This window comes from Pseudomonas sp. 2VD, assembly GCF_005503585.1.
GTDB lineage: Bacteria > Pseudomonadota > Gammaproteobacteria > Pseudomonadales > Pseudomonadaceae > Pseudomonas > Pseudomonas aeruginosa.
Genome location: NZ_SCND01000018.1, coordinates 1 through 25015, shown reverse-complemented (window position 1 = coordinate 25015; position 25015 = coordinate 1). Strand labels below are relative to the sequence as shown.

Here is a 25015-nt window from a genome sequence, read left to right as displayed (position 1 = left end):
GCGCGCGCCATGACCTTTTCCATCGTCGGCCGCTGCGCCGAAACCGGCCAGTTGGGCATCGCCATCAGCTCGTCGAGCATCGCCGTCGGCGCCCGTTGTCCCTGGCTGCGCGCCGGCACCGGCGCGGTGGCTACGCAGAACATCACCCTGCCGGCGCTCGGCCCGCAGATCCTCGACCGCCTCGACCAGGGCCTGGCCCCTGGCGAAGCGCTGGACCAGGCGCTGAGCAGCAACGGCTATGGCCAGTATCGCCAGGTCACGGTGATCGACCAGCACGGCCGCACCGCGTTGTTCACCGGCCGCGAGGCGCTCGGCGTCCACCATGCGCGGGCCGGCGAACAATGCGTGGCGGCCGGCAACCTGCTGGCCGCGCCGGAAGTGATCGAGGCGATGGTGGATGCCTTCGAGAACGCCGAAGGCCTGCTCGCCGAGCGCCTGCTGGCGGCGATGCGTGCCGCGCTGGCCGCTGGTGGCGAAGCCGGGCCGGTGCATTCGGCGGCGCTGTCGGTGGTCGGCGACCTGCTCTGGCCGGTGGTCGACCTGCGCGTCGACTGGGCCGAGCACGACCCCATCGGCCAGCTCGAGCGACTGTGGCTCGCCTACAAGCCGCAGATGCAGGACTATGTGACCCGCGCCCTCGACCCGACCCGTGCGCCGAGCTACGGCGTGCCCGGCGACGAGTGAGCGGGTCGTTCCCTTCCTCGACGGCGCAGCGCGAGACCTGCGCCCTGGAGCCCGACATGCCCGGCAGCCGCGACATCCTCGCCGACCTGGTGGCCTTCGACACCGTCAGCCGCGAGTCCAACCTGGCGCTGATCGACTACGTCCGCGACTACCTGGCGGGTTTCGGCGTCGACAGCGAACTGTTCTTCGACGCCGACGGCCGCAAGGCCAATCTCTACGCCACCATCGGCCCCAGCGACCGTGGCGGCGTCTGCCTTTCCGGGCATACCGACGTGGTGCCGGCGGACGGCCAGGCCTGGAGCGTGCCGCCGTTCCGGCTCAGCGAGCGCGATGGTCGCCTCTACGGGCGTGGCACGGCGGACATGAAGGGCTACCTGGCCTGCGTGCTGGCGGCCGTCCCGGCGTTCCTCGCCGCGCCGTTGCGCCTGCCGGTGCACCTGGCGTTCTCCTACGACGAGGAGGTCGGCTGCCTGGGCGTCCGTTCGCTGCTCGCGGCGCTGGAGCGGCGTCCGCACAAGCCGTTGCTGTGCATCATCGGCGAGCCCACCGAGCTGAAGCCGGTGCTCGGCCACAAGGGCAAGCTGGCCATGCGCTGCGAGGTGCACGGCGCGGCCTGCCATTCGGCCTACGCGCCGCAGGGGGTGAATGCCATCGAATACGCCGCGCGGCTGATCGGCCGCCTCGGCGAGATCGGCGCGCGCCTGGCGGCGCCGGAGCGCCACGACCGGCGTTTCGACCCGCCCTACTCGACGGTGCAGACCGGACTGATCCAGGGCGGCCGGGCGCTGAACATCGTGCCCGCCGAGTGCCGCTTCGACTTCGAGGTCCGCGCGCTGCCGGCGGACGACCCGCGGCAGGTCGCCGAGGAACTCCGTGACTATGCCGAAAGCGAACTGCTGCCGCGGATGCGTGCGGTAGAGCGAAGTACCGATATCCGCTTCACGCCGCTATCGGCCTATCCCGGCCTGCTCACCGCAGACGACAGCCAGGCGGCGGAGCTGATCGGCCTGCTCAGCGGTTCGACGGATTTCTCCACCGTGGCCTTCGGCACCGAGGGCGGGCTGTTCCACCAGGCCGGTATCCCGGCGGTGATCTGCGGTCCCGGCAGCATGGACCAGGGCCACAAGCCGGACGAGTTCGTCAGCCTCGCTCAGCTCGAGGCGTGCGACGCCCTGCTGGCGCGCCTGGCGGCGTGGCTGCGGGAGCCTTGAGCGGCAGCACCGCGCGGTCCTGGCTGGGACTGGCGGCGAAGCGCGCGCGGTAGCTGCGGGAGAAGTACGACGGCGACTCGAAGCCGCAGGCCAGGCTCACCTGTAGCACGCTGAGGTCGGTCTGGCGCAGCAACTGGCGGGCCTTGTCCAGGCGCAGGCCGAGATAGAAGTTCGAGGGCGTGTCGTCCAGGTGCACGCGGAACAGCCGTTCCAGCTGGCGGCGGGTGACCTGGATGCGCTCGGCCAGCTCCAGGGTGGTCAGTGGCGGCTCGGTATGCCGCTCCATCTCGCCGATCACCTGCACCAGCTTGCGGTTGCTCACGCCATAGCGGGTCGCCACCTGCAGGCGCTGGTGGTCCTGGCGCGGGCGGATGCGGCCGAGCACGAACTGCTCGGAAACCTGCACCGCCAGTTGCGGACCGTGGGCCTGGGCGATCAGGTCGAGCATCAGGTCGATGGAGGCGGTGCCGCCGGCCGAGGTGATGCGCGGTCCGTCGATCTCGAACAGCTCCTGGGTCACGCTCAGTTGCGGGTAGGACTCCTGGAAGGCGTCGATGGCTTCCCAGTGCAGGGTCGCGCGGCGCCCGTCGAGCAGACCGGCCTCGGCCAGCACCACGCTGCCGGTATCGATGCCACCGAGGGTCACGCCGTTGCGGTCGAGCTTGCGCAGCCACTGCACCAGTGCCGGGGTGACCGCCCGCAGCGGCTCGAAGCCGGCCACCACGAACAGCAGGTCGCCTTTCTTCAACGGCTCCAGCGCGCCGTCGCTGTTCACCGACATGCCATTGCTGGCCAGCACCGGACCGCCGTCGGCGCTGAGCACGTGCCAGCGGTAGAGGTCGGCGTGGAAGCGGTTGGCCACGCGCAGTGGCTCCACGGCGGAAACGAAGCCCATTACCGAGAAGCCGGGCAGCAGGAGAAACCAGAAGTCCTGGGACATGGGGCGCTCCGGGGTTGAGGTTGCGCAGCCTGTGTGTAGCGCAGGCCCGCCGCGCTTGGCAATGGCCAGGTCGCTGCAGTGCAAGAGCTGGTCGCCGCAGTGCGCTTCGCCGCCGTCCCGGCTGCGTACCTTGGTCGCCAGGGTCGGTCTCGCAAGGGGCCGGCGCCCACCTCGCAGAAAAACAATCAATAGCCGCACGAGGGGAGACCGATGAAGACGACGATTCGCCAGCTGGGCTGCGCCCTGCTGATCCTGGCCAGTGGCGCCGCCCTGGCCGCCGAACCCGAGCAGTGCCGCACGGTGCGCCTGGGCACGGTGAACTGGACCGACGTGGTCGCCAGCAGTGCCGTGGCCGAAGCCTTGCTCGACGGCCTGGGCTACCAGGTGAAGCAGACCAGCGCCTCGCAACAGATCGTCCTGGCCGGCCTGGCCGACAAGCAGCTGGACCTGTTCCTCGGCTACTGGCAACCGACCATGCAGCCGGTCGCCAGGCCTTACCTGGACAAAGGCCGGATCGAAGTGATCGAGCCGCCGACCCTGGCCGACGCGCAGTCCACCTATGCGGTGCCGAGCTACGTCGCCGAGGGCGGGCTGAAGACCTTCGCCGACATCGCCCGCTTCAAGGACAAGCTTGGCGGCCGCATCTACGCCATCGAGCCGGGCAGCGGCTCGAACCGCATCACCCGGAAGATGATCGACGACAACCGTTTCGGCCTGAAGGGCTTCCAGCTGGTGGAGTCCAGCGAGGCCGGGATGCTCACGGCGGTGAAGCGGGCGATCAAGCGCAAGCAGTGGGTGGTGTTCTTCGGCTGGAAGCCGCATCCGATGAACCTGCAGATTGACATGACCTACCTCACCGGCAGCGAGGATGTGTTCGGTCCCGACGAGGGCGCGGCCACCGTCTCCACCATGACCGCCGCCGGCTACCAGGCGCAGTGCGGCAACGTCGCCCGGCTGCTGCACAACCTGCGTTTCAGCAGCGCCCAGGTCAGCCAGGTGATGGCGCCGATCCTCGATCGTACCCAGCCCCTCGACGCCGCGCGCCAGTGGCTGAAGGCCAACCCCGAGCCGCTGAAGGCCTGGCTGGATGGCGTGAGCACCTTCGACGGCAAGGACGGCCTGGCCGCGCTCCAGGCCTCGCTGAAGTAACCCGCACCTATCCGTTCCGCCCGGCGCGGCCGGGCGGGGCTTCGTACACCCCCGAATACAGGAAGCTACCACCGTGAACCATGAAGTCATCGTCACCTGCGCGGTGACCGGCGCCGGCGATACCGTCGGCCGGCATCCGGCGATCCCGGTCACCCCGAAACAGATTGCCGAGGCCGCCATCGAGGCGGCCAGGGCCGGCGCCACCGTCGCCCACTGCCACGTCCGCGACCCCGCCACCGGCAAGCCCAGCCGCGACGTGGCGCTGTACCGCGAAGTGGTCGAGCGTATCCGCGAAAGCGACACCGACGTGATCATCAACCTCACCGCCGGCATGGGCGGCGACCTGGAGATCGGCAAGGGCGAGCAGCCCCTGGAGTTCGGTGCCGGCACCGACCTGGTCGGCCCGCTGGAGCGGCTCAGGCATGTCGAGGAGCTGCTGCCGGAAATCTGCACCCTGGACTGCGGCACCCTCAATTTCGGCGACGGCGACTACATCTACGTCTCCACCCCTGCGCAACTGCGCGCCGGCGCCCGGCGCATCACCGAGCTGGGGGTCAAGGCCGAGCTGGAAATCTTCGATACCGGCCACCTCTGGTTCGCCAAGCAGATGCTCCAGGAAGGGCTGCTGGAGGATCCGCTGTTCCAGATCTGCCTGGGCATTCCCTGGGGCGCGCCGGCCGATACCACGACCATGAAGGCGATGGCCGACAACCTGCCGCCGGGGGCGACCTGGGCCGGCTTCGGCATCGGCCGCACGCAGATGCCGATGGTCGCCCAGGCCATGTTGCTGGGCGGCAACGTGCGGGTCGGCCTGGAGGACAACATCTGGCTGGACAAGGGCGTGCCGGCGAGCAACGGCAGCCTGGTGGAGCGCGCCATCGAGATCATCGAGCGCCTCGGCGGGCGCGCCCTGAGCCCGGCGGAAGGGCGCCGCAGGATGAACCTGAAGCCGCGCTGATTTCTTCCTCCCCGCCCCGTCGGGGGCGGGAACAACCTCTGGAGATGTCCATGTCCTTCGTCACCGAGATCAAGACCTTCGCCGCCCTCGGTAGCGGCGTCATCGGCAGCGGCTGGATCGCCCGCGCCCTGGCCCACGGCCTCGACGTCGTCGCCTGGGATCCGGCGCCGGGCGCCGAAGCGGCGTTGCGCGCGCGCGTCGCCAATGCCTGGCCGGCCTTGCGGAAACAGGGCCTGGCGCCCGGCGCGGCGCAGGAGCGCCTGCGTTTCGTCGCGAGCATCGAGGAATGCGTAGGCGACGCCGATTTCATCCAGGAGAGCGCCCCCGAGCGGCTCGACCTGAAGCTCGACCTGCACGCCAGGATCAGCGCCGCGGCGCGGCCCGACGTGCTGATCGGTTCGTCCACCTCGGGCCTGCTGCCCAGCGAGTTCTACGCCGAGGCGAGCCACCCCGAGCGCTGCCTGGTCGGCCACCCCTTCAACCCGGTCTACCTGCTGCCGCTGGTGGAGGTGGTCGGCGGCGAACGCACCGCTGCCGAGGCCGTGCGGGCGGCGATGCGGGTCTACGAGTCGCTGGGCATGCGTCCGCTGCACGTACGCAAGGAAGTGCCCGGCTTCATCGCCGACCGCTTGCTCGAGGCGCTCTGGCGCGAGGCGCTGCACCTGGTCAACGACGGCGTGGCCACGACCGGCGAGATCGACGATGCGATCCGCTTCGGCGCCGGCCTGCGCTGGTCGTTCATGGGCACCTTCCTGACCTACACCCTGGCCGGTGGCAACGCCGGCATGCGCCACTTCATGGCGCAGTTCGGCCCGGCGCTGCAATTGCCCTGGACCTACCTGCCGGCGCCGGAACTCACCGAGGCCCTGATCGACCGGGTGGTGGAGGGCACCGCCGAGCAGCAGGGTGCGCGCAGCATCGCCGAGCTTGAGCGCTACCGCGACGACTGCCTGTTGGCGGTGCTCGGGGCGATCAGGGAAACCAAGGCCCGGCACGGCTTCGCCTTCGCCGAGTGACATGACGCGCCTTCCGCCCCGCCGGGCGGAGCGCAACCACGGAGCCTGCCATGAGCCAAGCCCTGACGACCTACGAGACGCCGGTCCTGCCCGAGTGGGTGGACTACAACGGCCACTTGCGCGATGCCTTCTACCTGCTGGTGTTCAGCTACGCCACCGATGCGCTGATGGCGCATATCGGCCTGGACAGCCAGAACCGCGACGCCAGCGGACACTCGCTGTTCACCCTGGAATGCCACCTGAACTTCCTCCACGAGGTGAAGGAGGGCGCCAGGGTCGAGGTGCGCACGCAACTGCTCGGTCACGATCGCAAGCGCCTGCATATCCACCATGCCCTGTACCTGCCTGGCAGCGGGCAGGCGCTGGCGCTGAGCGAGCAGATGCTGCTCCACGTCAGCCTCGACGGCCCGCGCTCGGTACCGTTCGCAGGCGAGGTGCTGGCGCGGGTCGAGGCGCTCGCCGAGGCACATCGCGCGCTCCCCGTGCCGGAAGGCGTCGGTCGGGTGATCGGCCTGCCGCCGGTGCGCTGAGCGCGATGGCTGCGAAGTATCCGCTGTCTCCGGCGATGTGGCGCTTCGTCGAGCACAGCCGGGCGTTCGCCAGCGACAGTCCGCGCCTGGATGCGCAACGTGCGGCCTACGCGCGGATGTGCCAGGCGTTCGCGCCGCCGCGCCCGGCCGGTTTGCGGGTGCTCGACTCCTGCTTGCCGGCCGCGCCGCCGGTGCGCGTGCGCCGCTATCGCCCCGACCGCCCGGCACCGCCCGGTGGCTGGCCGGCGCTGCTCTACCTGCACGGTGGTGGCTGGATGCTCGGCGGCCTCGATTCACACGATTTCATCTGCGCCGACCTGGCGGCGCGCCTGGGCCTGCTGGTGCTGGCGGTGGATTACCGACTGGCGCCGGAGCATCCGTTCCCGGCGGCATTGCAGGATTGCCTGCGTGCCTGGCAGGCGCTGAGCCTGGGCGAGCTGGACGAAGCGCTGGATGGGCGACGCCTGCTGGTGGCCGGCGACAGCGCCGGCGGCAACCTGGCGGCGGCGCTGTGCCTGGCCCTGCGCGATGGCGGCGCGCCGTCGCCGGCTGCGCAGATATTGCTCTATCCCTTGCTGTCCGCCGCGCCATCGCCCTCGCGGATCGACTGCGTCGACGCGCCGTTGCTCGGCCTCGGCGATGTGCAGGCGTGCCTGGACGCCTACCTGCCGCTGGCAGCGCTGTACCGACAGCCGCTGGCGCTGCCCCTGGAGGCCGCTGATTTCACTGGCCTGCCGCCGGCCTTCGTGGCGGTCGCCGAATTCGATCCGCTGCGCGACGACGGCGAGCGCTATGGCGCAGCGCTACGCGCGGCGGGTGGCGAGGCAGGGTTCTATCCGGGAAACGGGCTGGTCCATGGCTGCCTGCGCGGCCACGGCATCGACGAGGTGGAAGCCCTGCACGAGGCCTTGCGACGGGCCGTGCAGGGCTTCCTGGCGGAGGACTCAGGCGAGCGCCAGGCGGGTGAGGAATCCACCGCCGAGCACCAGCCAGGCGAATAGCAGGGCGGCCAGCAGCAGCGGCTTGAGGCCGGCGCGGCGGATCGCCGAGAGGTGCGTGCCGAGGCCGAGGCCGGCCATCGCCATGGCCAGGAGGAAGGTGTCGAGGTCGTTGACGTGGCTGACCAGCGCCGGCGGCAGGCTGACCAGCGAGTTGAGCCCGGCGACCAGTACGAAGCCGACGGCGAACCAGGGAATGGTGATCTTGGTCGCGCCGCTGTGCTGCCGGCGGTGCGCCTTGTCGCGTGCCAGCCAGGCCGAGAGCAGGATCAGGAAGGGCGCCAACATCATTACCCGGACCATCTTCGCGATCACCGCGGTATCCGCTGCCTCGATGCCGATCGAACGACCCGCGGCGACCACCTGGGCCACCTCGTGCACCGTGGCACCGATGTACACGCCCCAGGTGCCAGGGTCGCGCGGCAGCAGCCCCCAGTCCTGGTCGAGCTGGAACAGCGCCGGATAGAGGAAGATGCCCAGGGTGCCGAACACCACCACGGTGGAGACCGCCACCGCGACCTGTTCGGCACGGCCGCGCACGACCGGCTCGGTGGCCATCACCGCGGCGGCGCCGCAGATCGAACTGCCGGCGCCGATCAGCAGGGTGGTGGTGCGGTCCAGGCCGAACAGCCGGGTGCCGAGCAGGCACGCCAGGCCGAAGGTGCTGGCGAGCATCAGGGCGTCCAGCAGCACGCCGTGCAATCCGACGCCGGCGATGTCCTGGAAGGTCAGGCGCAGGCCGTAGAGGATGATCCCGGCGCGCAGCAGGATCTGCTTGGAGAAGCCGACGCCGGCGGCGCTGCCGGCGGCGATCCGAGGGTACAGGGTGTTGCCGACGACGATGCCGAGCACGATGGCCAGGGTCAGCGCGCTGATGCCGTTGTGCTGCAACCATTGCGAGCGACCCAGGAGGATCGCCGCGCCGGCCAGGGCGGCGCTGAGCAGCAGGCCGGGGATGAGTTTCTGGACCTGGGCCAGGGGTCTGGTACCGGTCTTGACGGGGAGGGTGTGCATCCTTCGCTCCTCAGGTGAGGTCACGGGACGCAGGTTAGGTAGCGGGCATGAATTTGTGAAACGAATAGTTTCTGTATTAAATACCTGAAAAACAGGTAGGTGAGTCCATGGCCCTCAGTTTCCGTCAGCTCCAGATCTTCTGTGCGGTGGCTCGCTGCGGCAGTACCACGGCGGCGGCGGAATCCATCTCGCTGTCGCAGTCGGCCACCAGCGCCGCGCTCAACGAGCTGGAGTCGCAGCTTTCCACGCGCCTGTTCGACCGGGTCGGCAAGCGTCTGCAACTGAACGAGGTCGGCCGCCGCTTCCTGCCCCAGGCATTGCGCCTGCTCGACGGGGTGGCGCAACTGGAGCAGCAGTTCGCGGTTTCCGCCGCGCCCCAGGCGAGCCTGACGGTGGCGGCCAGCAGCACCATCGGCAACTACGTGCTGCCACGCCTGCTGGCCTCCTTCGAGCGGGAGCAGCCGGGGGTGAGGGTCAACGCCAGCATCGGCAACACCGGTTCGGCGGTGCAGGACGTGGTGACCTTCGCGGCGGACATCGGCCTCATCGAAGGCCCCTGCCACGAGCCGGGCCTGCGGGTGGAGCCCTGGCTCGAGGACAGCCTGATCGTGGTGGCGGCGCCCGGCCACCCGCTGGCCTTGCGCACCCAGGTCTCCCGCGAGGCCCTGCGCCGGGCGCGCTGGCTGCTGCGCGAGCCCGGCTCGGGCACGCGCGAGGAGGTCAGCCACGCCCTGCTGGGCCACCTGCATTACCTGGAAGACGGCCTGGACCTGGGCAGCTCCGAGGCGATCAAGCACAGCGTCGCCGCCGGGCTGGGCATCAGTTGCCTGTCGCGCTGGGTGGTCGAGGAACAGTTGGCCTCCGGCGCGCTGGTCGAGCTGCGCAGCAGCCTGCCGCCGTTGCGCCGGCGTTTCTACATGCTGCGCCAGCGCGACAAGTTCCTCTCGCCGGGCTTCGAGCGCTTCTGGGAACACTGTCGGGCGGGACTCGACGCCGGTTAGCCGGCTCCCGGCAAAAAGATCCCCCTGCCGCGCCCGACGCGCGGAGGGGGATGAAAAAGGAGCCAGGAACGGCCCTCAGTGTGAGTCTGGCGTTTTCCGGAAGCCGTCCGCTGCATTCCGCAAGCCGCTGGAGGTGATTGTGGCGGTGTCGCTGACGGTCGAATTAGCCGAAAACGACCTGCCCATGTCCAGGCGGGACAGCCCCCTTGCCGGGAGCGACGTGGGCTCAGCAGAATCGATGGCAATCCCCATCGAAGGAGCTGCCGCGATGATGCACGCCGATCTGATCGACCAGGACGATTTCCGCGAACGCCTGCAGGCGCTGGGCTTCAGCGTGCCGCCGGACTCGACTCCGGAGCAGGCCTGCGAATACGCCGTGCGCGGCCTCAGCCCGGAGCGCGCCCAGGCGCTGCGGCGGCTGGTGGAGGACATGCTCGGCGGGCACGCCACGCTGCTGCCGGCGGTGCGCGAGGCGATTTCCCGGCAACTGCTGCCGGCGCTGGTGCCGCGGGGCTGACAAGGCCCTGCCCGCCCCGTGGACGGGGCGGGCAGGGACGCGCGGTCAGATCCGCACGCTGGCGAAGGTAGACTCGCCCTGCGCCTGGCTCAGGGCCGACAGCGCCGAGGAGTTGGGCATCAGCGCCAGGTCCTGCGGGATCGGCATCAGCACCACCGGCTGGCCCAGCGGCTGACCCTGGCGCTCGTCGCGCGGCGGGATGCCGAAGTACTCGCGGTAGCACTTGGAGAAGTGCGGGGTGGAGACGAAGCCGCAGACCGAGGCCACCTCGATGATCGACATGGACGTCTGCTTGAGCAACTGGCGGGCGCGGATCAGGCGCAGCTTCAGGTAGTAGCGCGACGGCGAGCAGTGCAGGTACTTCTGGAACAGCCGCTCGAGCTGGCGACGCGAGACGTTGACGTAGACCGCCAGTTCGTCGAGGTCGATCGGTTCCTCCAGGTTGGCCTCCATCAGCGCGACGATCTCCTGCAACTTCGGCTGGTTGGTGCCGAGCATGTGCTTGAGCGGCACGCGCTGGTGGTCCTGCTCGTTGCGGATGCGCTCGTAGATGAACATCTCGGAGATCGCCGCCGACAGCTCGCGGCCATGCTCGCGGCCGATCAGGTGCAGCATCATGTCCATCGGCGCGGTGCCGCCGGAAGAGGTGAAGCGGTTGCGGTCGATGGAGAACAGGCGGGTGCTCATGGCCACCCGGGGGAAGGCTTCCTGCATCGCCGCCAGGCATTCCCAGTGCACGCTGCAATCGTAGCCGTCGAGCAGGCCGGCGCGGGCCAGCGCCCAACTGCCGGTGCACACCGCGCCGAGGCGCCGACCCTGGCGGGCCTGGGCCTGGAGGAACGTGACGTGCTCGCGGGTGACGCTGCGCTGGATGCCGACGCCGCCGCAGACGATCACGCAATCCACCGCCGGGGCGTTGTCGGTACCGGCGTCGGGGGTGATCTGCAGGCCGTCGCTGGCCCAGACCTGGCGGCTGTCCAGGCTCAGCGTATGCCAGCGGTAGAGTTCGCGTCCCGAGAGCTGGTTGGCCATGCGCAACGGTTCCACCGCCGAGGCCAGGGAGATCAGGGTGAAGTTATCCAGCAGCAGGAAGCCGATGGACTGCGGATTTCGGTTCTGTGGCGGAACTCCGGGCGCGTACGTGGTCATGGGTGTATCTCCTCACGCTGAGCAAGCAGGCCTCTCACGAGGCTTTTTTTATGATTGTTGGAATTTCCGGGTGGCTGCTTGGGCCACGCCGTCGGCGTTGCTTGTAACCAGAGCAAGGCAAATGCCATGCCTATATTGATTGGGCGTTCAATCAAAAAAGCCGGAAGGCTTTAGCCCGGCATTTCCACTCGGGCCTGGCACAACGACAGCATGGGCGACGGCTGGCGGCGCGCCGCGCGCCTGGGCATTTCGGTAGCACCAGGGCGGCCCCCGGCGAGAAGGCGGGGCAGCGGCCGTGGCGACAAAGGTAACGACGGGCGGCGAGCCGTTACCCCGCAGTGTGACGGATGGCGACCGCCCGGTCACGCGTCATATGCGCCAAAAAGTGGCGTCTCGATCGTTTCGTGAGCAATTCCGGTTCAGCACTCGATGGCGTTCACCGCCAGGCCCCCGCGCGAGGTTTCCTTGTACTTGTCGTGCATGTCGGCGCCGGTGTCGCGCATGGTGCGGATCACCTTGTCCAGCGAGATGAAATGCTGGCCGTCGCCGCGCAAGGCCATTTGCGCCGCGTTGATGGCCTTCACCGCGGCGATCGCGTTGCGCTCGATACAGGGCACCTGGACCAGCCCGCCAACCGGGTCGCAGGTCAGCCCGAGGTTGTGTTCCAGACCGATCTCGGCAGCGTTCTCGACCTGCGCCGGGGTGGCGCCGAGGACTTCCGCCAGGCCGGCGGCGGCCATCGCGCAGGCCGAGCCGACCTCGCCCTGGCAGCCGACCTCGGCGCCGGAAATCGAGGCGTTCTTCTTGCACAGGATGCCCACCGCGGCGGCGGCCAGCAGGTAGTCGACGACGTCGCGGTCCTGGGCGTCGGGATTGAACTTCATATAGTAGTGCAGCACCGCCGGGATGATCCCCGCCGCGCCGTTGGTGGGCGCGGTGACCATGCGTCCGCCGGCGGCGTTCTCCTCGTTCACCGCCAGGGCGAACAGGTTGACCCATTCCATGGCGCTGAGGGTCGAGCCGATCACGTTGGGCTTGCCGATCTCCTGCAGGTTGCGGTGCAGGCGCGCGGCGCGGCGTTGCACGTTGAGCCCGCCGGGAAGGATGCCTTCGTTGCGCAACCCGTTGTCGACGCAATCGCGCATCGCCTGCCAGATGCGCCGCAGGCCTTCGCGGATATCGGTCTCGCTGCGCCAGATGCGTTCGTTGGCCAGCATCAGCTCGGATACCCGCAGGTTGTGGCGCTTGCACAGCAGCAACAGTTCCTCGGCGCTGGAGAAGTCGTAGGGCAGCACCGTGTGGTCCTGGTCGAGCTGTCCCGAGGCGGCCTGTGCCGCATCGACCACGAAGCCCCCGCCCACCGAGTAGTAGGTCTCCTGGTGCAGTTCGCCTTGCTCGCCGTAGGCGACCAGGGTCATGGCGTTGGGGTGGTAGGGCAGGTTCTCGTCGAGCAGGCGCATGTCGCGCACCCAGTCGAACGGTACCGCCACGCGGCCGTCCAGTTGCAGCAGGCCGCTATCGAGCAGCGCGGCCATGCGCGGGGCGATCTGGGTCGGGTCGATACGATCCGGCCATTCGCCCATCAGGCCCATGATCACCGCGCGATCGGTGCCGTGGCCGACGCCGGTGGCGGACAGAGAGCCGTACAGGCGCACTTCGAGACGCCGCACCGCCGACAGCGCCTGGCGTTGGCGCAGGGCAGCGGTGAACAGCGCGGCGGCGCGCATGGGGCCGACGGTATGCGAACTGGACGGACCGATACCGATCTTGAAAAGGTCGAACACACTGATAGCCATGCCGGCCTCCGGGATTGCCGCGGCATCCGTGCCTGCGTAGTGGGGGTGGCGGCTCCTCCGCCCGCGATTCCTGCGCATCATCGGGCTTTCCCCGAGGCGGGCCGCATCCGCCACCGACCCGGCCATGTCCAAAAGCGCCGCGTCCGCGCCCGGATCGGGGAACCTCTGCGGCCGGGGGGCGTCTGCACCTGCACGGCGTCGGAATGAGAACGGGCTCGCGCCGCTCCGAAAACGGCATCCGCTGGTCGCCGGCAAAGACCACTATGATTGAATGCGACACAGCGGGTACTGAATGCGACCCCGCCTGCACTGGTTGCGACCCACCCTGTAGGCGACGGATGCGTCCTGTTTCATGATCGTTCACGAATTGCCCGCTGAGGGCCGCTACCGGTCGGCCCGATACAGACAGACCGCCGCGCCCTTCGGGGTAGCGCCGGCGCCTTACCCTGCAGAGGAGTTCGCTATGAAAGGTTGCAAGTCTTGGCTGCTGGTCGTGTCTCTGTGCGCACCGCTGGCAGCCCAGGCCGCGGAGCCCGAATCCTGTGCGTCGGTGCGTTTCGCCGACGTCGGCTGGACCGACATCACAGTGACCACCGCGGTCACCCGCCAGGTCCTCGAGTCCCTCGGCTACAAGACCAAGGTCAATCTGCTCTCGGTGCCGGTGACCTACCGCTCCCTGGCCAACAACGACCTCGACGTATTCCTGGGCAACTGGATGCCCACCATGACCAACGACATCAAGCAGTACGCCGAGAAAGGTACGGTCGAGACACTGCGCGCCAACCTGGAGGGCGCCAAGTACACCCTGGCGGTTCCCCAGTACGTCTACGACGGCGGCCTGCGCAGCTTCGCCGATATCGCGAAGTTCTCCGACAAGCTGGGCAACAAGATCTACGGCATCGAGCCGGGCAACGACGGCAACCGCGTCGCCCAGAGCATGATCGACAAGAACGCCTTCGAACTGGGCAAGTTCAAGTTGGTGGAATCCAGCGAGGCGGGCATGCTCTCGCAGGTGCAGCGGGCCATCCGGCGCAACCAGTGGGTGGTGTTCCTCGGCTGGGAGCCGCACCCCATGAATACCCGCTTCCAGATGAAGTACCTGGAAGGCGGCGACGACTTCTTCGGCCCCAACTATGGCGGCGCGACCATCTACACCAACGTGCGCAAGGGCTACGCCCAGGAGTGCGCCAACGTCGGCCAACTGCTGAAGAACCTCAGCTTCACCCTCGAGATGGAGAACAAGCTGATGGACGCGGTACTCAACGAAAACAAGAAACCCGAGGAAGCCGCTAAGGCCTGGTTGAAGGATCACCCGGAACAGCTGGATGCCTGGCTGGCCGGTGTCACCACGCGCGACGGGCAGCCTGCCGCAGCCGCGGCCAAGCTGGCGTTCGCCAAGTAGGCGACCGGTCGTTCATTTCCCGCTCTTGATGGACCCTGATTATGTTCCTGACTGATCACAAGCTCCCGCTGGGAGAGCAGATCGCCGGTTTCGTCGACTGGCTGACCCTGCATGGCGCATCGTTCTTCGACAAGATCTCCGACACCCTGGAGTTCCTCATCCATGGCGTCACCAACGGCTTGCTCTGGTTCAACCCGCTGGTGCTGATCGCCTTGCTGGTAGGGCTGGTGCATTTCATCCAGCGCAGCTGGGGGCTGACCGTGTTCGCCCTGGCCTCGTTGCTGCTGATCCTCAACCTGGGCTACTGGCAGGAGACCATGGAAACCCTCGCCCAGGTGATATTCGCCACCCTGGTGTGCATCGCCGTGGGCGTGCCGCTGGGCATCGTCGCCGCGCACAAGCCGTGGTTCTACACCGCGCTGCGGCCGTTGCTGGACCTGATGCAGACGGTACCGACCTTCGTCTACCTGATCCCGACCCTGACCCTGTTCGGTCTCGGCGTGGTGCCGGGCCTGATCTCCACGGTGATCTTCGCCGTCGCCGCGCCGATCCGCCTGACCTGCCTGGGTATCCAGGACGTGCCGGCGGAGCTGCTCGACGCCGGCAAGGCCTTCGGCTGCTCGCGCTGGCAACTGCTCACGCGCATCGAGCTGCCGCACGCGATGCCGAGCATCGCCGCCGGCATCACCCAATGCATCATGCTCTCCCTGTCGATGGTGGTGATCGCCGCGCTGGTCGGCGCCGATGGCCTCGGCAAGCCGGTGGTGAACGCGCTGAACACCGCCGACATCTCCCTCGGCTTCGAAGCCGGCCTGGCCATCGTCCTGCTCGCCATCCTGCTCGACCGGGTGTGCAAGCAGCGCGCCGTGAAGGGGAAATAAGCCATGACCGCGATCCGATTCGACCATGTGGACGTCATCTTCGGCACCCACACCAAGGAAGCCCTGAAGCTCCTCGACCAGGGCCTCGGCCGCGCCGAGATCCTCAAGCGCACCGGCCAGGTGCTCGGCGTCGAGGACGCCTGCCTGGACGTCAACCGCGGCGAGATCTGCGTGCTGATGGGACTTTCCGGCTCCGGCAAGTCGAGCCTGCTGCGCTGCATCAACGGCCTGAACAAGGTCAGCCGCGGCAAGCTGCTGATCGAGCACGAAGGTTCGCAGGTGGACATCGCCAACTGCTCGCCGGCGACCCTCAAGGCCATGCGCACCAAGCGCATCGCCATGGTGTTCCAGAAGTTCGCCCTGATGCCCTGGCTGACGGTGGCCGAGAACGTCGGCTTCGGCCTGGAGATGCAGGGCCGTCCGGCCGCCGAGCGGAAGAAGCTGATCGACGAGAAGCTCGAGTTGGTCGGTCTCTCGCAGTGGCGCGACAAGCGTCCCGACTCGCTCTCCGGCGGCATGCAGCAGCGCGTCGGCCTGGCTCGCGCGCTGGCGATGGATGGCGACATCCTGCTGATGGACGAACCGTTCTCCGCCCTCGACCCGCTGATCCGCCAGCAATTGCAGGACGAACTGCTGGTGCTGCAACGGCAACTGCACAAGACCATCGTGTTCGTCAGCCACGACCTCGACGAGGCGCTGAAGATCGGCACCCGCATCGCGATCATGAAGGACGGCCGGATCATCCAGCACGGCAAGCCGGAAGAGATCGTGCTGAGCCCCGCGGACGACTACGTGCGTACCTTCGTCGCCCATACCAACCCGCTCAACGTGCTGTGCGGCCAGAGCCTGATGCGTGGCCTCGACCAGTGCATCCGGCAGAACGACGAGATCTGCTTCGACCAGGGCCGCGACTGCTGGATCGGTCTCAGCGAAGGCGACGTGCTCAAGGGCGCGCGCCAGGGCAGCAACGTCATCGACCTGCAACGCTGGCGCCAGGGCGACCCGGTGGAGAAGCTGCGCCGCGAACCGACCCTGGTGGATGTCAGCATCCGTATGCGCGATGCCCTGCAGATTCGCTACCAGACCGGCCACAAGCTGGTCCTGCAGGAGCAGGACAGGGTGGTCGGGGTGCTCGGCGACAGCGAGCTGTACCACGCGCTGCTGGGCAAGAACCTCGGCTGACCCCCAAGGCCCGCTCGGGGCCGCTGCGAATGCCCGGCGCTGCCGGGCATTCGCGTTTATCCTCCGCGCTTTTTCCGTCTGTTCTTCCTTTCGCACGCTCCCGCGCGCCGGTTCCTGCGGCATGCGCCGGGCGCCGGGCGGCAGAAAAGAAAGGCCCGGCGAAACGCCGGGCCAAGTACGCACCTGATTGGCGAGGGCGCCCTAGCGGCGCCGGATTCAGGTCTGGTGCTGGGTTGGCGCCGGCACTGGCTGGTAGGTGCGGCGGTCGCCGACCTGGGCCTCGTAGTCGGCGCGCATGGCCTTGTGCAGGCCGAACATGAACAGGATCAGCACCGCCGAGAACGGTAGCCCGGCGAGCACCACGACGGTTTGCATCGCCGTGAAGTTGCCGGCGAACAGCAGGCCGATGGTGACTAGCGTGACGACGGCCGACCAGAGGATGCGCAGCCAGTTCGGCGCGTCCTCGTCCAGCTCGCCGCCGCTGCGCGAGAGATTGGCCAGCATCACCGAGCCGGAATCCGCCGGGGTGAGGAACAGCACGAAGCCGACGAAGATCGACAGGCCGATGACGATCTTCGACAGCGGATAGTGTTCCAGCAGCAGGTAGATCGACATCGACGGCTGTTCCAGCGCGGCCTTGCCCAGGTCGGTCGCGCCGTGGTTCATCACCAGGTCCAGGGCGCTGTTGCCGAATACCGACAGCCAGGCCAGGGTGAAGCCCAGCGGGATCAGCAGCACCCCGCAGACCAGTTCGCGCACGCTGCGACCGCGGGAGATGCGGGCGATGAACATACCGACGAAGGGCGCCCAGGAAATCCACCAGGCCCAGTAGAACAGGGTCCACAGGCCCAGCCATTCCTCGCTCTTGCCGGTGCCGGCACCGGTGTAGACGTAGAGGTCGAAGGTCTTCAGCACCAGGCCGTCGAGATAATCGCCGAGGTTCTGTACGAAGCCGTTGAGCAGTTCCAGGGTCGAACCGCAGACCAGCACGAACAGCAGCAGCGAGCTGAACAGCACGATATTCAGGTTGGACAGCCGGCGGATGCCTTTCTCGACACCGGAGACCGCCGCCAGGGTGGCGACCAGGCTCATCGCCAGGATCACCGCCAGCAGGGTGCCTTTGCTGTGCGGCATGCCGGTCAGGTACTCGAGACCGGACGACACCTGCAAGGCGCCGATGCCCAGGTTGGTCACCAGCCCGAGAAGGGTGACGAAGATGCCGAAGCAATCCACCGCATGGCCCGCGGCGCCTTTCACCCAGCGCTCGCCGAGGATCGGATAGAGCGCCGAGCGCAACGCCAGCGGCTGGCGATGGCGGTAGGCGAAATAACCGACGGCGAGGCCGACTAGGGCATAGATCGCCCAGCCGTGCAGGCCCCAGTGGAGGAAGGTCAGTTGCAGCGCCTGGCGCGCCGCCTGAGGGCTGCCGGGAACGCCTTCGGGCGGGTGGTAGAGGTGGTCGATCGGCTCGGATGCGGCGAAGTAGAGCAGCGAGATGCCGATCCCGGAGGAGAACAGCATGCCGGCCCAGGCGCCGTAGCTGAAGTCCGGCTTTTCATGCTCCTCGCCGAGCTTGAGGGTGCCGAAGCGCGAGAAGGCCACCCAGGCGACGAAGAACAGGTAGGCGCCGATGGCCAGCATGTAGTACCAGCCGAAGCTGTGCGACAGCCACGCCTGGATGCGGCCGAGCAAGGCTCCGGCGCTGTCGGGATAGAGGATGAGGGCGGCGGTCAGAACCAGGATCAGTGCGGTCGAGCCGAAGAACACGATCGGATTCAGACGTACCTGCTCGTTTGTTTTTATTGGCGAAGCAGTACTCATTGGAGGATGACCCCATGGCAGTGAAAGCATGGCGGCTTATGGCCGCGGACTACAGACACAGCATTGCCACCCCACTTGAAGCCCGGATTCTGCGATCCTTGGCGGACTTCGGCGACGAGGTGATGAACGGCGCGGGCCAGGTTGCACGCAGGCTGGGAGCCGCTCATGGACGCCGAGCTTATTCTTAGTTGATTGAACGTTCAATAAAAACAAAATAGACTGGCCACCAATGACGTCGGTCGGTGCCCGCACGCACCTATCGACGAGAGGAGATAGCAATGCCCAAGGTCGGTATGCAGCCCATCCGCCGCTCGCAACTGATACACGCCACCCTGGAGGCGGTCGATCAGGTCGGCATGGGAGACGCCAGCATCGCCCTGATTGCCCGCCTGGCGGGTGTTTCCAACGGCATCATCAGCCACTACTTCCAAGACAAGAACGGCTTGCTGGAAGCGACCATGCGGCACCTGCTCAGCGCCTTGAGCAAGGCCGTACGCGAACGCCGCGCGGCGCTCTACGACGACAGTCCGAGGGCGCACCTGCGAGCGATCGTCGAAGGCAACTTCGACGACAGCCAGGTCAATGGTCCGGCGATGAAGACCTGGCTGGCGTTCTGGGCGACCAGCATGCACCAGCCGGCACTGCGTCGATTGCAGCGGGTCAACGACCATCGCCTGTATTCGAACCTGTGCTACCAGTTCCGCCGGCAGCTCTCGGCGGACGACGCCCGCGCCGCGGCACGCGGCCTGGCGGCCCTGATCGACGGCCTGTGGTTGCGTGGCGCGCTGACCGGCGACGCCTTCGATACCGACGAGGCCTTGAACATCGCTTACGACTACCTCGACCAGCAGTTGGCAAAACAGTCGGGGTAGGGACGAAAACCCCCGCGGCGCCGCCTTGCGCCTGCGATACCGATAAGAGAGGACTGCAACATGGCCCGATTCGAAGAACAGAAGCTCTACATTGGCGGTCGCTACGTGGAGGCCAGCAGTGGCGCCACCTTCGAGACCATCAACCCGGCCAACGGCGAAGTGCTCGCCAAGGTCCAGCGGGCTTCCAGGGAAGACGTCGAGCGGGCCGTGCAGAGCGCCGTCGAGGGGCAGAAGGTGTGGGCGGCGATGACCGCCATGCAGCGCTCGCGCATCCTCCGTCGCGCCGTCGACATCCTCCGCGAGCGCAACGACGAACTGGCCGCCCTGGAAACCCTGGATACCGGCAAGCCGCTGGCGGAAACCCGCTCGGTGGACATCGTCACCGGCGCCGACGTGCTCGAGTACTACGCCGGCCTGGTCCCGGCCATCGAAGGCGAGCAGATTCCCCTGCGCGAAACCAGTTTCGTCTACACCCGCCGCGAGCCGCTGGGCGTGGTCGCCGGCATTGGCGCCTGGAACTACCCGGTGCAGATCGCCCTGTGGAAATCCGCCCCGGCCCTCGCTGCCGGCAACGCGATGATCTTCAAGCCCAGCGAAGTCACCCCGCTGACTGCCCTCAAGCTGGCCGAGATCTACACCGAGGCCGGCGTGCCGGACGGCGTGTTCAACGTGCTCACCGGCAGCGGACGCGAAGTCGGCCAGTGGCTGACCGAGCACCCGCTGATCGAGAAGATCTCCTTCACCGGTGGCACCTCCACCGGCAAGAAAGTCATGGCCAGCGCTTCCAGCTCGTCGCTGAAGGAAGTGACCATGGAGCTGGGCGGCAAGTCCCCGCTGATCATCTTCCCCGACGCAGACCTCGACCGCGCCGCCGACATCGCCGTCATGGCCAACTTCTTCAGCTCCGGCCAGGTCTGCACCAACGGCACCCGGGTGTTCATCCACCGTTCCCAGCAGGCCCGCTTCGAAGCCAAGGTACTGGAGCGCGTGCAGCGCATCCGTCTCGGCGACCCGCAGGACGAGAACACCAACTTCGGCCCGCTGGTCAGCTTCCCGCACATGGAAAGCGTGCTCGGCTACATCGAGTCCGGCAAGGCGCAGAAGGCTCGCCTGCTGTGCGGCGGCGAGCGTGTGACCGATGGAGCGTTCGGCAATGGCGCCTACGTCGCGCCGACCGTGTTCACCGATTGCCGCGACGACATGACCATCGTCCGCGAGGAAATCTTCGGCCCGGTGATGAGCATCCTGGTCTATGACGACGAAGACGAGGCGATCCGCCGCGCCAACGATACCGAGTACGGCCTCGCCGCCGGCGTCGTGACCCAGGACCTGGCCCGCGCCCACCGCGCCATCCATCGCCTGGAAGCCGGCATCTGCTGGATCAATACCTGGGGCGAGTCGCCGGCGGAAATGCCGGTCGGCGGTTACAAGCAATCCGGTGTCGGTCGCGAGAACGGTCTCACCACCCTGGCTCATTACACTCGCATCAAGTCCGTGCAAGTGGAGCTGGGCGACTACGCCTCGGTGTTCTGAGCCTCGACGCAGCGCTCGAACCCCTAACCAGGCCGGTCCCAGGCAACGCTCCCTGACACCGGCCATTCCGAACTTCCAGACACCGGCGCGCCAGCGTCGCGGCCGGTGTCATGCCGAGAAAAGAGGAAGGCCTGCATGTCCCAGGAATTCGACTACATCATCATCGGAGCCGGCTCTGCCGGTAACGTACTCGCTACCCGCCTCACCGAAGATGCCGACGTCAGCGTCCTGCTGCTCGAAGCCGGCGGTCCCGACTACCGCTTCGACTTCCGCACCCAGATGCCGGCGGCCCTTGCCTTCCCGCTGCAGGGGCGGCGCTACAACTGGGCCTACGAGACCGACCCCGAGCCCTACATGAACAACCGCCGCATGGAGTGCGGTCGCGGCAAGGGCCTGGGCGGCTCCTCGCTGATCAACGGTATGTGCTACATCCGCGGCAACGCCCTGGACTTCGACGGCTGGGCCAAGGAGCCGGGCCTCGAGGACTGGAGCTACCTCGACTGCCTGCCGTACTTCCGCAAGGCGGAAACCCGGGACATCGGCCCCAACGACTACCATGGCGGCGACGGCCCGGTCAGCGTGACCACGCCGAAGGCCGGCAACAACCCACTGTTCCATGCGATGGTCGAGGCCGGCGTGCAGGCCGGCTACCCGCGAACCGATGACCTCAACGGCTACCAGCAGGAAGGCTTCGGCCCCATGGACCGGACCGTCACCCCGGAGGGCCGTCGCGCCGCCACCGGGCGCGGCTACCTGGACCAGGCCCGCGGCCGGCCCAACCTGACCATCGTCACCCACGCCCTGAGTGACCGCATCCTGTTCAGCGGCAAGCGCGCCATCGGCGTCTCCTACCTGGTGGGCAACGGCGACAACCCGGTCACCGCCCACGCCCGCCGCGAAGTATTGGTGTGCAGCGGCGCGATCGCCTCGCCGCAATTGCTGCAACGCTCCGGCGTCGGCCCGGCGGCCCTGCTGCGCGACCTGGACATCCCGGTGGTGCATGACCTGCCGGGCGTCGGCGCCAACCTGCAGGATCACCTGGAACTCTACCTGCAGTACGCCTGCAAGCAGCCGGTGTCGATCTACCCGGCGACCAAATGGTGGAACCAGCCGGCCATCGGCGCCCAGTGGCTGTTCCTCGGCAAGGGCCTCGGCGCCAGCAACCAGTTCGAGGCTGGCGGCTTCATCCGAACCCGCGAAGCGTTCGAATGGCCGAACATCCAGTTCCATTTCCTCCCGGTGGCGATCAACTACAACGGCAGCAAGGGCGTGCAGGAGCACGGCTTCCAGGCGCACATGGGCTCGATGCGCTCGCCGAGCCGCGGGCGCATCCACCTGAAGTCCAGGGACCCGCGCCAGCATCCGAGCATCCTGTTCAACTATATGTCCCACGAGCAGGACTGGCAGGAGTTCCGCGACGGCATCCGGCTGACCCGCGAGATCATGAACCAGCCGGCGCTGGACCCCTATCGGGGCCGCGAGTTGAGCCCAGGGGTGAACGTGCAGTCGGACGCCGAACTCGACGAGTTCATCCGCAACCATGCGGAGACCGCTTTCCACCCATCCTGCTCGTGCAAGATGGGCAGCGACGACATGGCGGTGGTCGATGGCCAGGGACGGGTCCATGGCATGGAAGGACTGCGAGTGGTGGATGCGTCGATCATGCCGCTGATCATCACCGGCAACCTCAATGCCACCACCATCATGATGGCCGAGAAGATCGCCGACAGGATCCGCGGTCGCCAGCCGCTGCCGCGCAGCACGGCGAAGTACTACGTGGCCGGGGATGCGCCGGTACGCGGCAACCCCGTGCGGGCCTGAGGAACGCGCAAACAAGAACGCCGGCGATAGCCGGCGTTCCTGCGTCTAGCCCCGGCGTGGCGGGACCGGGCGGGTGCGCCCGCTGCCATCGATGGCGACGAACACGAACACCGCCTCGGTGACTTTGCGCCATTCGCTGGACAGCGGGTCGTCGCTCCACACCTCGACCAGCATGCGGATCGAGCTGCGACCGACTTCCAGGGTCTGGGTATAGAAGGAAAGTTGGGCGCCTACCGCGACCGGCACCATGAAGGCCATGCGGTCGATGGCGACGGTGGCGATACGGCCGCCGGCGATCTTGCTGGCCATGGCGGTTCCCGCCAGGTCCATCTGGGATACCAGCCAACCGCCGTAGATATCGCCGAAACCGTTGGTTTCGCGCGGCAGCGCGGTAATCTGCAAGGCCAGGTCTCCCTGGGGAATGGGGTCTTCTTGTTCAAGCTCGATCATAGGTAAGGGCCTCGTGCCCCCCGGATTTCTTGTTCAAGCGCGGTTTAGGGGAAAACTCTCCCAAAACGCCTGCCGGTGCAAGGTCTTGGGACAGCTTTCAGAGGCGCCCGGGCATTATATAGAGGAGTAGGGCGGCCGACGACCGCCCGGTTCTCTCTTCGACCGACTGTGTGGACATTCGTCGATTTGCTATGGTTTCGCTCCTGCGTCCCCGGGTCGCAGGTCGACACGCCTGCCGGTCGAACCCCGCTCATGCTTGCTGAACGAATAAAGAGAACAATCCCGACATGCCATCCGCGAATGCTCCCGAGGCGCCGGCCCAGCGTCCATTGACCCGCAGCGACTACAAGACCCTGTCCCTCTCCGCCCTGGGTGGAGCGCTGGAGTTCTACGACTTCATCATCTTCGTGTTCTTCGCCACCGTGGTCGGCAAGCTGTTCTTCCCGGCGGACATGCCGGAATGGCTGCGTCAGTTGCAAACCTTCGGCCTGTTCGCCGCCGGCTACCTGGCGCGGCCGCTGGGCGGCGTGATCATGGCCCACTTCGGCGACCTGCTCGGGCGCAAGCGCATGTTCACCCTGAGCATCTTCATGATGGCGGTGCCGACCCTGATCATGGGCCTGCTTCCGACCTACGCGCAGATCGGCATCTGGGCGCCCCTGGCGCTGCTCCTGCTGAGGGTGATCCAGGGCGCCGCGATTGGCGGGGAGGTACCGGGGGCCTGGGTCTTCGTCGCCGAGCATGTACCGGCACGGCATGTCGGTTATGCCTGCGGGACGCTGACTTCCGGCCTGACGGCGGGCATCCTGCTGGGCTCGCTGGTGGCTACTGCGATCAATAGCTTCTATAGCGCGACAGAGGTACAGGACTACGCCTGGCGGATTCCCTTCCTGCTCGGCGGGGTGTTCGGCCTGTTCTCGGTCTACCTGCGCCGCTGGCTGCACGAGACGCCGGTATTCGCCGAGCTGCAGCAGCGCAAGGCGCTGGCAGAGGAAGTGCCGTTGAAAGCGGTGGTCCGCGATCATCGTGGCGCCGTCCTGGTGTCGATGCTGCTGACCTGGGTGCTGTCGGCCGCGATCGTGGTGGTCATCCTGATGACCCCTACCGTGCTGCAGAGCGTATACGGCTTCGATGCCGCCACGGCGCTCAAGGCCAACAGCCTGGCGATCGTCTGCCTGACCCTTGGCTGCATCGTCGCCGGGCGCATGGCGGATCGTTTCGGCGCGGGGCTGACTTTCGTTGCCGGTAGCGTGCTGCTGGCGCTGGTGTCCTGGAGCTTCTACGGCAACCTCAAGGCCCACCCGGACTGGCTCTTTCCTTTATATGCACTGACCGGCTTCTTTGTCGGCATCGTCGGCGCCGTTCCCTACGTGATGGTCAATGCGTTCCCACCGGTGGTGCGTTTCTCCGGCCTGTCCTTTTCCTACAACCTGGCCTACGCCATCTTCGGTGGGCTGACGCCGATGGCGGTGGCCCTGCTGCTCAAGCAGAGCCCGATGGGGCCGGCTTACTACGTGGTGACTCTGTGCCTGGTCGGCTTCCTCGTCGGGCTCTACCTGCTGGCGCAGAAAAAGCCGGCTGGCGAGGCGGTTTCGGTGGGCTGAAAGCGCTTCCGGCGGTTATTTGAATTATTTTTGAAATAATCGTTGACGCCAGTTTCTATCTCCCTATAATGCGCACCACTCCCGGCGACGACGAAGAGTAAATGCTTGAAAATCAAGGATTTACGGATTCTCTCCCAGGGGTGGTGAAGCGCTCCGGCAGGTTGTTCGCCGCAGCGGTTCGGTCCCGAAAGGGACTCGAAACGAAGCTTCATCGAGGTGCTTGACAGCGAGTTTGAACGCTGTAGAATGCGCCTCCCGCTGATCGGAAGATAGTTTGAAGGTCGGCGCAAGCGGTTGAGTAGAAAAGAAAATTTTCGAAAATAACGCTTGACGGAACGAGAGGTTGCTGTAGAATGCGCGGCCTCGGTTGAGACGAAAGCCTTGACCAACTGCTCTTTAACAAGTCGAATCAAGCAATTCGTGTGGGTGCTTGTGATGTAAGACTGGTGATCGCAAGATTATCAGCAACGCAAGTAACACTCGTGA

At 67.1% G+C, this 25015-nt stretch carries 22 protein-coding genes; 16 read left to right on the top strand and 6 right to left on the bottom strand.

Annotated elements, in window-relative coordinates; genetic code table 11:
* Positions 1–9 precede the first annotated feature (9 nt).
* Both FFS27_RS03695 and argE read left to right on the top strand, forming a co-directional pair.
* A complete protein-coding gene (locus FFS27_RS03695; RefSeq protein WP_003106037.1) occupies positions 10–684 on the top strand; it encodes a DUF1028 domain-containing protein in 675 nt (224 codons plus the stop codon).
* Positions 685–740: 56 nt separating this feature from the next.
* A complete protein-coding gene (gene argE, locus FFS27_RS03690) occupies positions 741–1895 on the top strand; it encodes an acetylornithine deacetylase (protein ID WP_003121330.1) in 1155 nt (384 codons plus the stop codon).
* Here argE and cdhR read toward each other — a convergent pair.
* Positions 1825–2835: an HTH-type transcriptional regulator CdhR gene (cdhR, locus tag FFS27_RS03685; protein ID WP_003096721.1), complete on the bottom strand. Its 1011-nt coding sequence runs from the start codon at positions 2833–2835 to the stop codon at positions 1825–1827. The genes argE and cdhR overlap by 71 nt on opposite strands.
* A 210-nt stretch (positions 2836–3045) precedes the next feature.
* Here cdhR and FFS27_RS03680 point away from each other — a divergent pair, with 210 nt between their 5' ends.
* The 5 genes from FFS27_RS03680 to FFS27_RS03660 all read left to right on the top strand — a co-directional run bounded on the left by FFS27_RS03680 (position 3046) and on the right by FFS27_RS03660 (position 7489).
* Positions 3046–3984, top strand: coding sequence for a choline ABC transporter substrate-binding protein (locus FFS27_RS03680; protein ID WP_003096718.1), 939 nt, complete (start codon positions 3046–3048; stop codon positions 3982–3984).
* 73 nt (positions 3985–4057) lie between these two features.
* Entirely contained in the window at positions 4058–4942 is an 885-nt protein-coding gene (locus FFS27_RS03675) for a 3-keto-5-aminohexanoate cleavage protein (protein WP_021263182.1), read from the top strand.
* A gap of 50 nt (positions 4943–4992) precedes the next feature.
* A complete protein-coding gene (locus FFS27_RS03670; RefSeq protein ID WP_003096713.1) occupies positions 4993–5958 on the top strand; it encodes an L-carnitine dehydrogenase in 966 nt (321 codons plus the stop codon).
* Between the two features lie 50 nt (positions 5959–6008).
* Positions 6009–6488, top strand: coding sequence for a thioesterase family protein (locus FFS27_RS03665; protein ID WP_003458005.1), 480 nt, complete (start codon positions 6009–6011; stop codon positions 6486–6488).
* A gap of 5 nt (positions 6489–6493) precedes the next feature.
* The gene (locus tag FFS27_RS03660; RefSeq protein WP_023101730.1) at positions 6494–7489 is read left to right on the top strand and encodes an acylcarnitine hydrolase; all 996 of its coding nucleotides are present in this window, start codon (positions 6494–6496) and stop codon (positions 7487–7489) included.
* On the opposite strand, the gene FFS27_RS03655 is transcribed toward FFS27_RS03660, so the two are convergent.
* The gene (locus FFS27_RS03655) at positions 7433–8500 is read right to left on the bottom strand and encodes a YeiH family protein (RefSeq protein ID WP_015649845.1); all 1068 of its coding nucleotides are present in this window, start codon (positions 8498–8500) and stop codon (positions 7433–7435) included. The genes FFS27_RS03660 and FFS27_RS03655 overlap by 57 nt on opposite strands.
* 107 nt (positions 8501–8607) lie before the next feature.
* Here FFS27_RS03655 and FFS27_RS03650 point away from each other — a divergent pair, with 107 nt between their 5' ends.
* The gene (locus FFS27_RS03650) at positions 8608–9501 is read left to right on the top strand and encodes a LysR family transcriptional regulator (protein WP_023101728.1); all 894 of its coding nucleotides are present in this window, start codon (positions 8608–8610) and stop codon (positions 9499–9501) included.
* Positions 9502–9769: 268 nt separating this feature from the next.
* Positions 9770–10018, top strand: a complete 249-nt coding sequence (locus FFS27_RS03645) for a hypothetical protein (protein ID WP_003096701.1) — start codon at positions 9770–9772, stop codon at positions 10016–10018.
* Positions 10019–10063: 45 nt separating this feature from the next.
* Here FFS27_RS03645 and FFS27_RS03640 read toward each other — a convergent pair whose 3' ends face one another.
* On the bottom strand, positions 10064–11167 hold the full coding sequence (locus FFS27_RS03640; RefSeq protein ID WP_023090977.1) for a GlxA family transcriptional regulator: 1104 nt from the start codon (positions 11165–11167) through the stop codon (positions 10064–10066).
* Between the two features lie 419 nt (positions 11168–11586).
* Positions 11587–12963: an L-serine ammonia-lyase gene (locus tag FFS27_RS03635; RefSeq protein WP_003111339.1), complete on the bottom strand. Its 1377-nt coding sequence runs from the start codon at positions 12961–12963 to the stop codon at positions 11587–11589.
* A gap of 463 nt (positions 12964–13426) precedes the next feature.
* On the opposite strand from FFS27_RS03635, the gene FFS27_RS03630 reads away from it, so the two are divergent.
* The 3 genes from FFS27_RS03630 to choV are packed head-to-tail and all read left to right on the top strand — an operon-like array spanning position 13427 to position 16428.
* Positions 13427–14365: a choline ABC transporter substrate-binding protein gene (locus FFS27_RS03630; RefSeq protein WP_003111338.1), complete on the top strand. Its 939-nt coding sequence runs from the start codon at positions 13427–13429 to the stop codon at positions 14363–14365.
* A 41-nt stretch (positions 14366–14406) separates the two neighbouring features.
* Complete coding sequence (gene choW / locus FFS27_RS03625; protein WP_003096692.1) at positions 14407–15246, top strand: choline ABC transporter permease subunit; 840 nt, start codon at positions 14407–14409, stop codon at positions 15244–15246.
* Positions 15247–15249: 3 nt separating this feature from the next.
* Entirely contained in the window at positions 15250–16428 is a 1179-nt protein-coding gene (gene choV, locus FFS27_RS03620; RefSeq protein WP_003096690.1) for a choline ABC transporter ATP-binding protein, read from the top strand.
* Between the two features lie 216 nt (positions 16429–16644).
* On the opposite strand, the gene FFS27_RS03615 is transcribed toward choV, so the two are convergent.
* Positions 16645–18195 (bottom strand): BCCT family transporter, encoded by a 1551-nt coding sequence (locus FFS27_RS03615; RefSeq protein WP_024947334.1) that lies wholly within the window; start codon positions 18193–18195, stop codon positions 16645–16647.
* A 332-nt stretch (positions 18196–18527) separates the two neighbouring features.
* Between FFS27_RS03615 and betI the strand changes: the two genes are divergently transcribed.
* The 3 genes from betI (at position 18528) to betA (ending at position 22475) form a co-directional block, all read left to right on the top strand.
* Positions 18528–19121 (top strand): transcriptional regulator BetI, encoded by a 594-nt coding sequence (gene betI, locus FFS27_RS03605; RefSeq protein WP_003096684.1) that lies wholly within the window; start codon positions 18528–18530, stop codon positions 19119–19121.
* Between the two features lie 60 nt (positions 19122–19181).
* Positions 19182–20654, top strand: coding sequence for a betaine-aldehyde dehydrogenase (betB, locus tag FFS27_RS03600; protein WP_003111336.1), 1473 nt, complete (start codon positions 19182–19184; stop codon positions 20652–20654).
* Between the two features lie 135 nt (positions 20655–20789).
* Positions 20790–22475 (top strand): choline dehydrogenase, encoded by a 1686-nt coding sequence (betA, locus tag FFS27_RS03595; protein WP_003136284.1) that lies wholly within the window; start codon positions 20790–20792, stop codon positions 22473–22475.
* Positions 22476–22520: 45 nt separating this feature from the next.
* Here the strand turns inward: betA and FFS27_RS03590 are convergent, their stop codons facing one another.
* Positions 22521–22925 carry an acyl-CoA thioesterase gene (locus tag FFS27_RS03590; protein WP_003096677.1) on the bottom strand — a complete coding sequence of 135 codons (405 nt, stop codon included), beginning with the start codon at positions 22923–22925 and terminating at the stop codon, positions 22521–22523.
* Between the two features lie 287 nt (positions 22926–23212).
* Between FFS27_RS03590 and FFS27_RS03585 the strand changes: the two genes are divergently transcribed.
* Positions 23213–24529, top strand: a complete 1317-nt coding sequence (locus FFS27_RS03585) for an MFS transporter (RefSeq protein ID WP_003096675.1) — start codon at positions 23213–23215, stop codon at positions 24527–24529.
* The last annotated feature ends 486 nt before the right edge of the window (positions 24530–25015 follow it).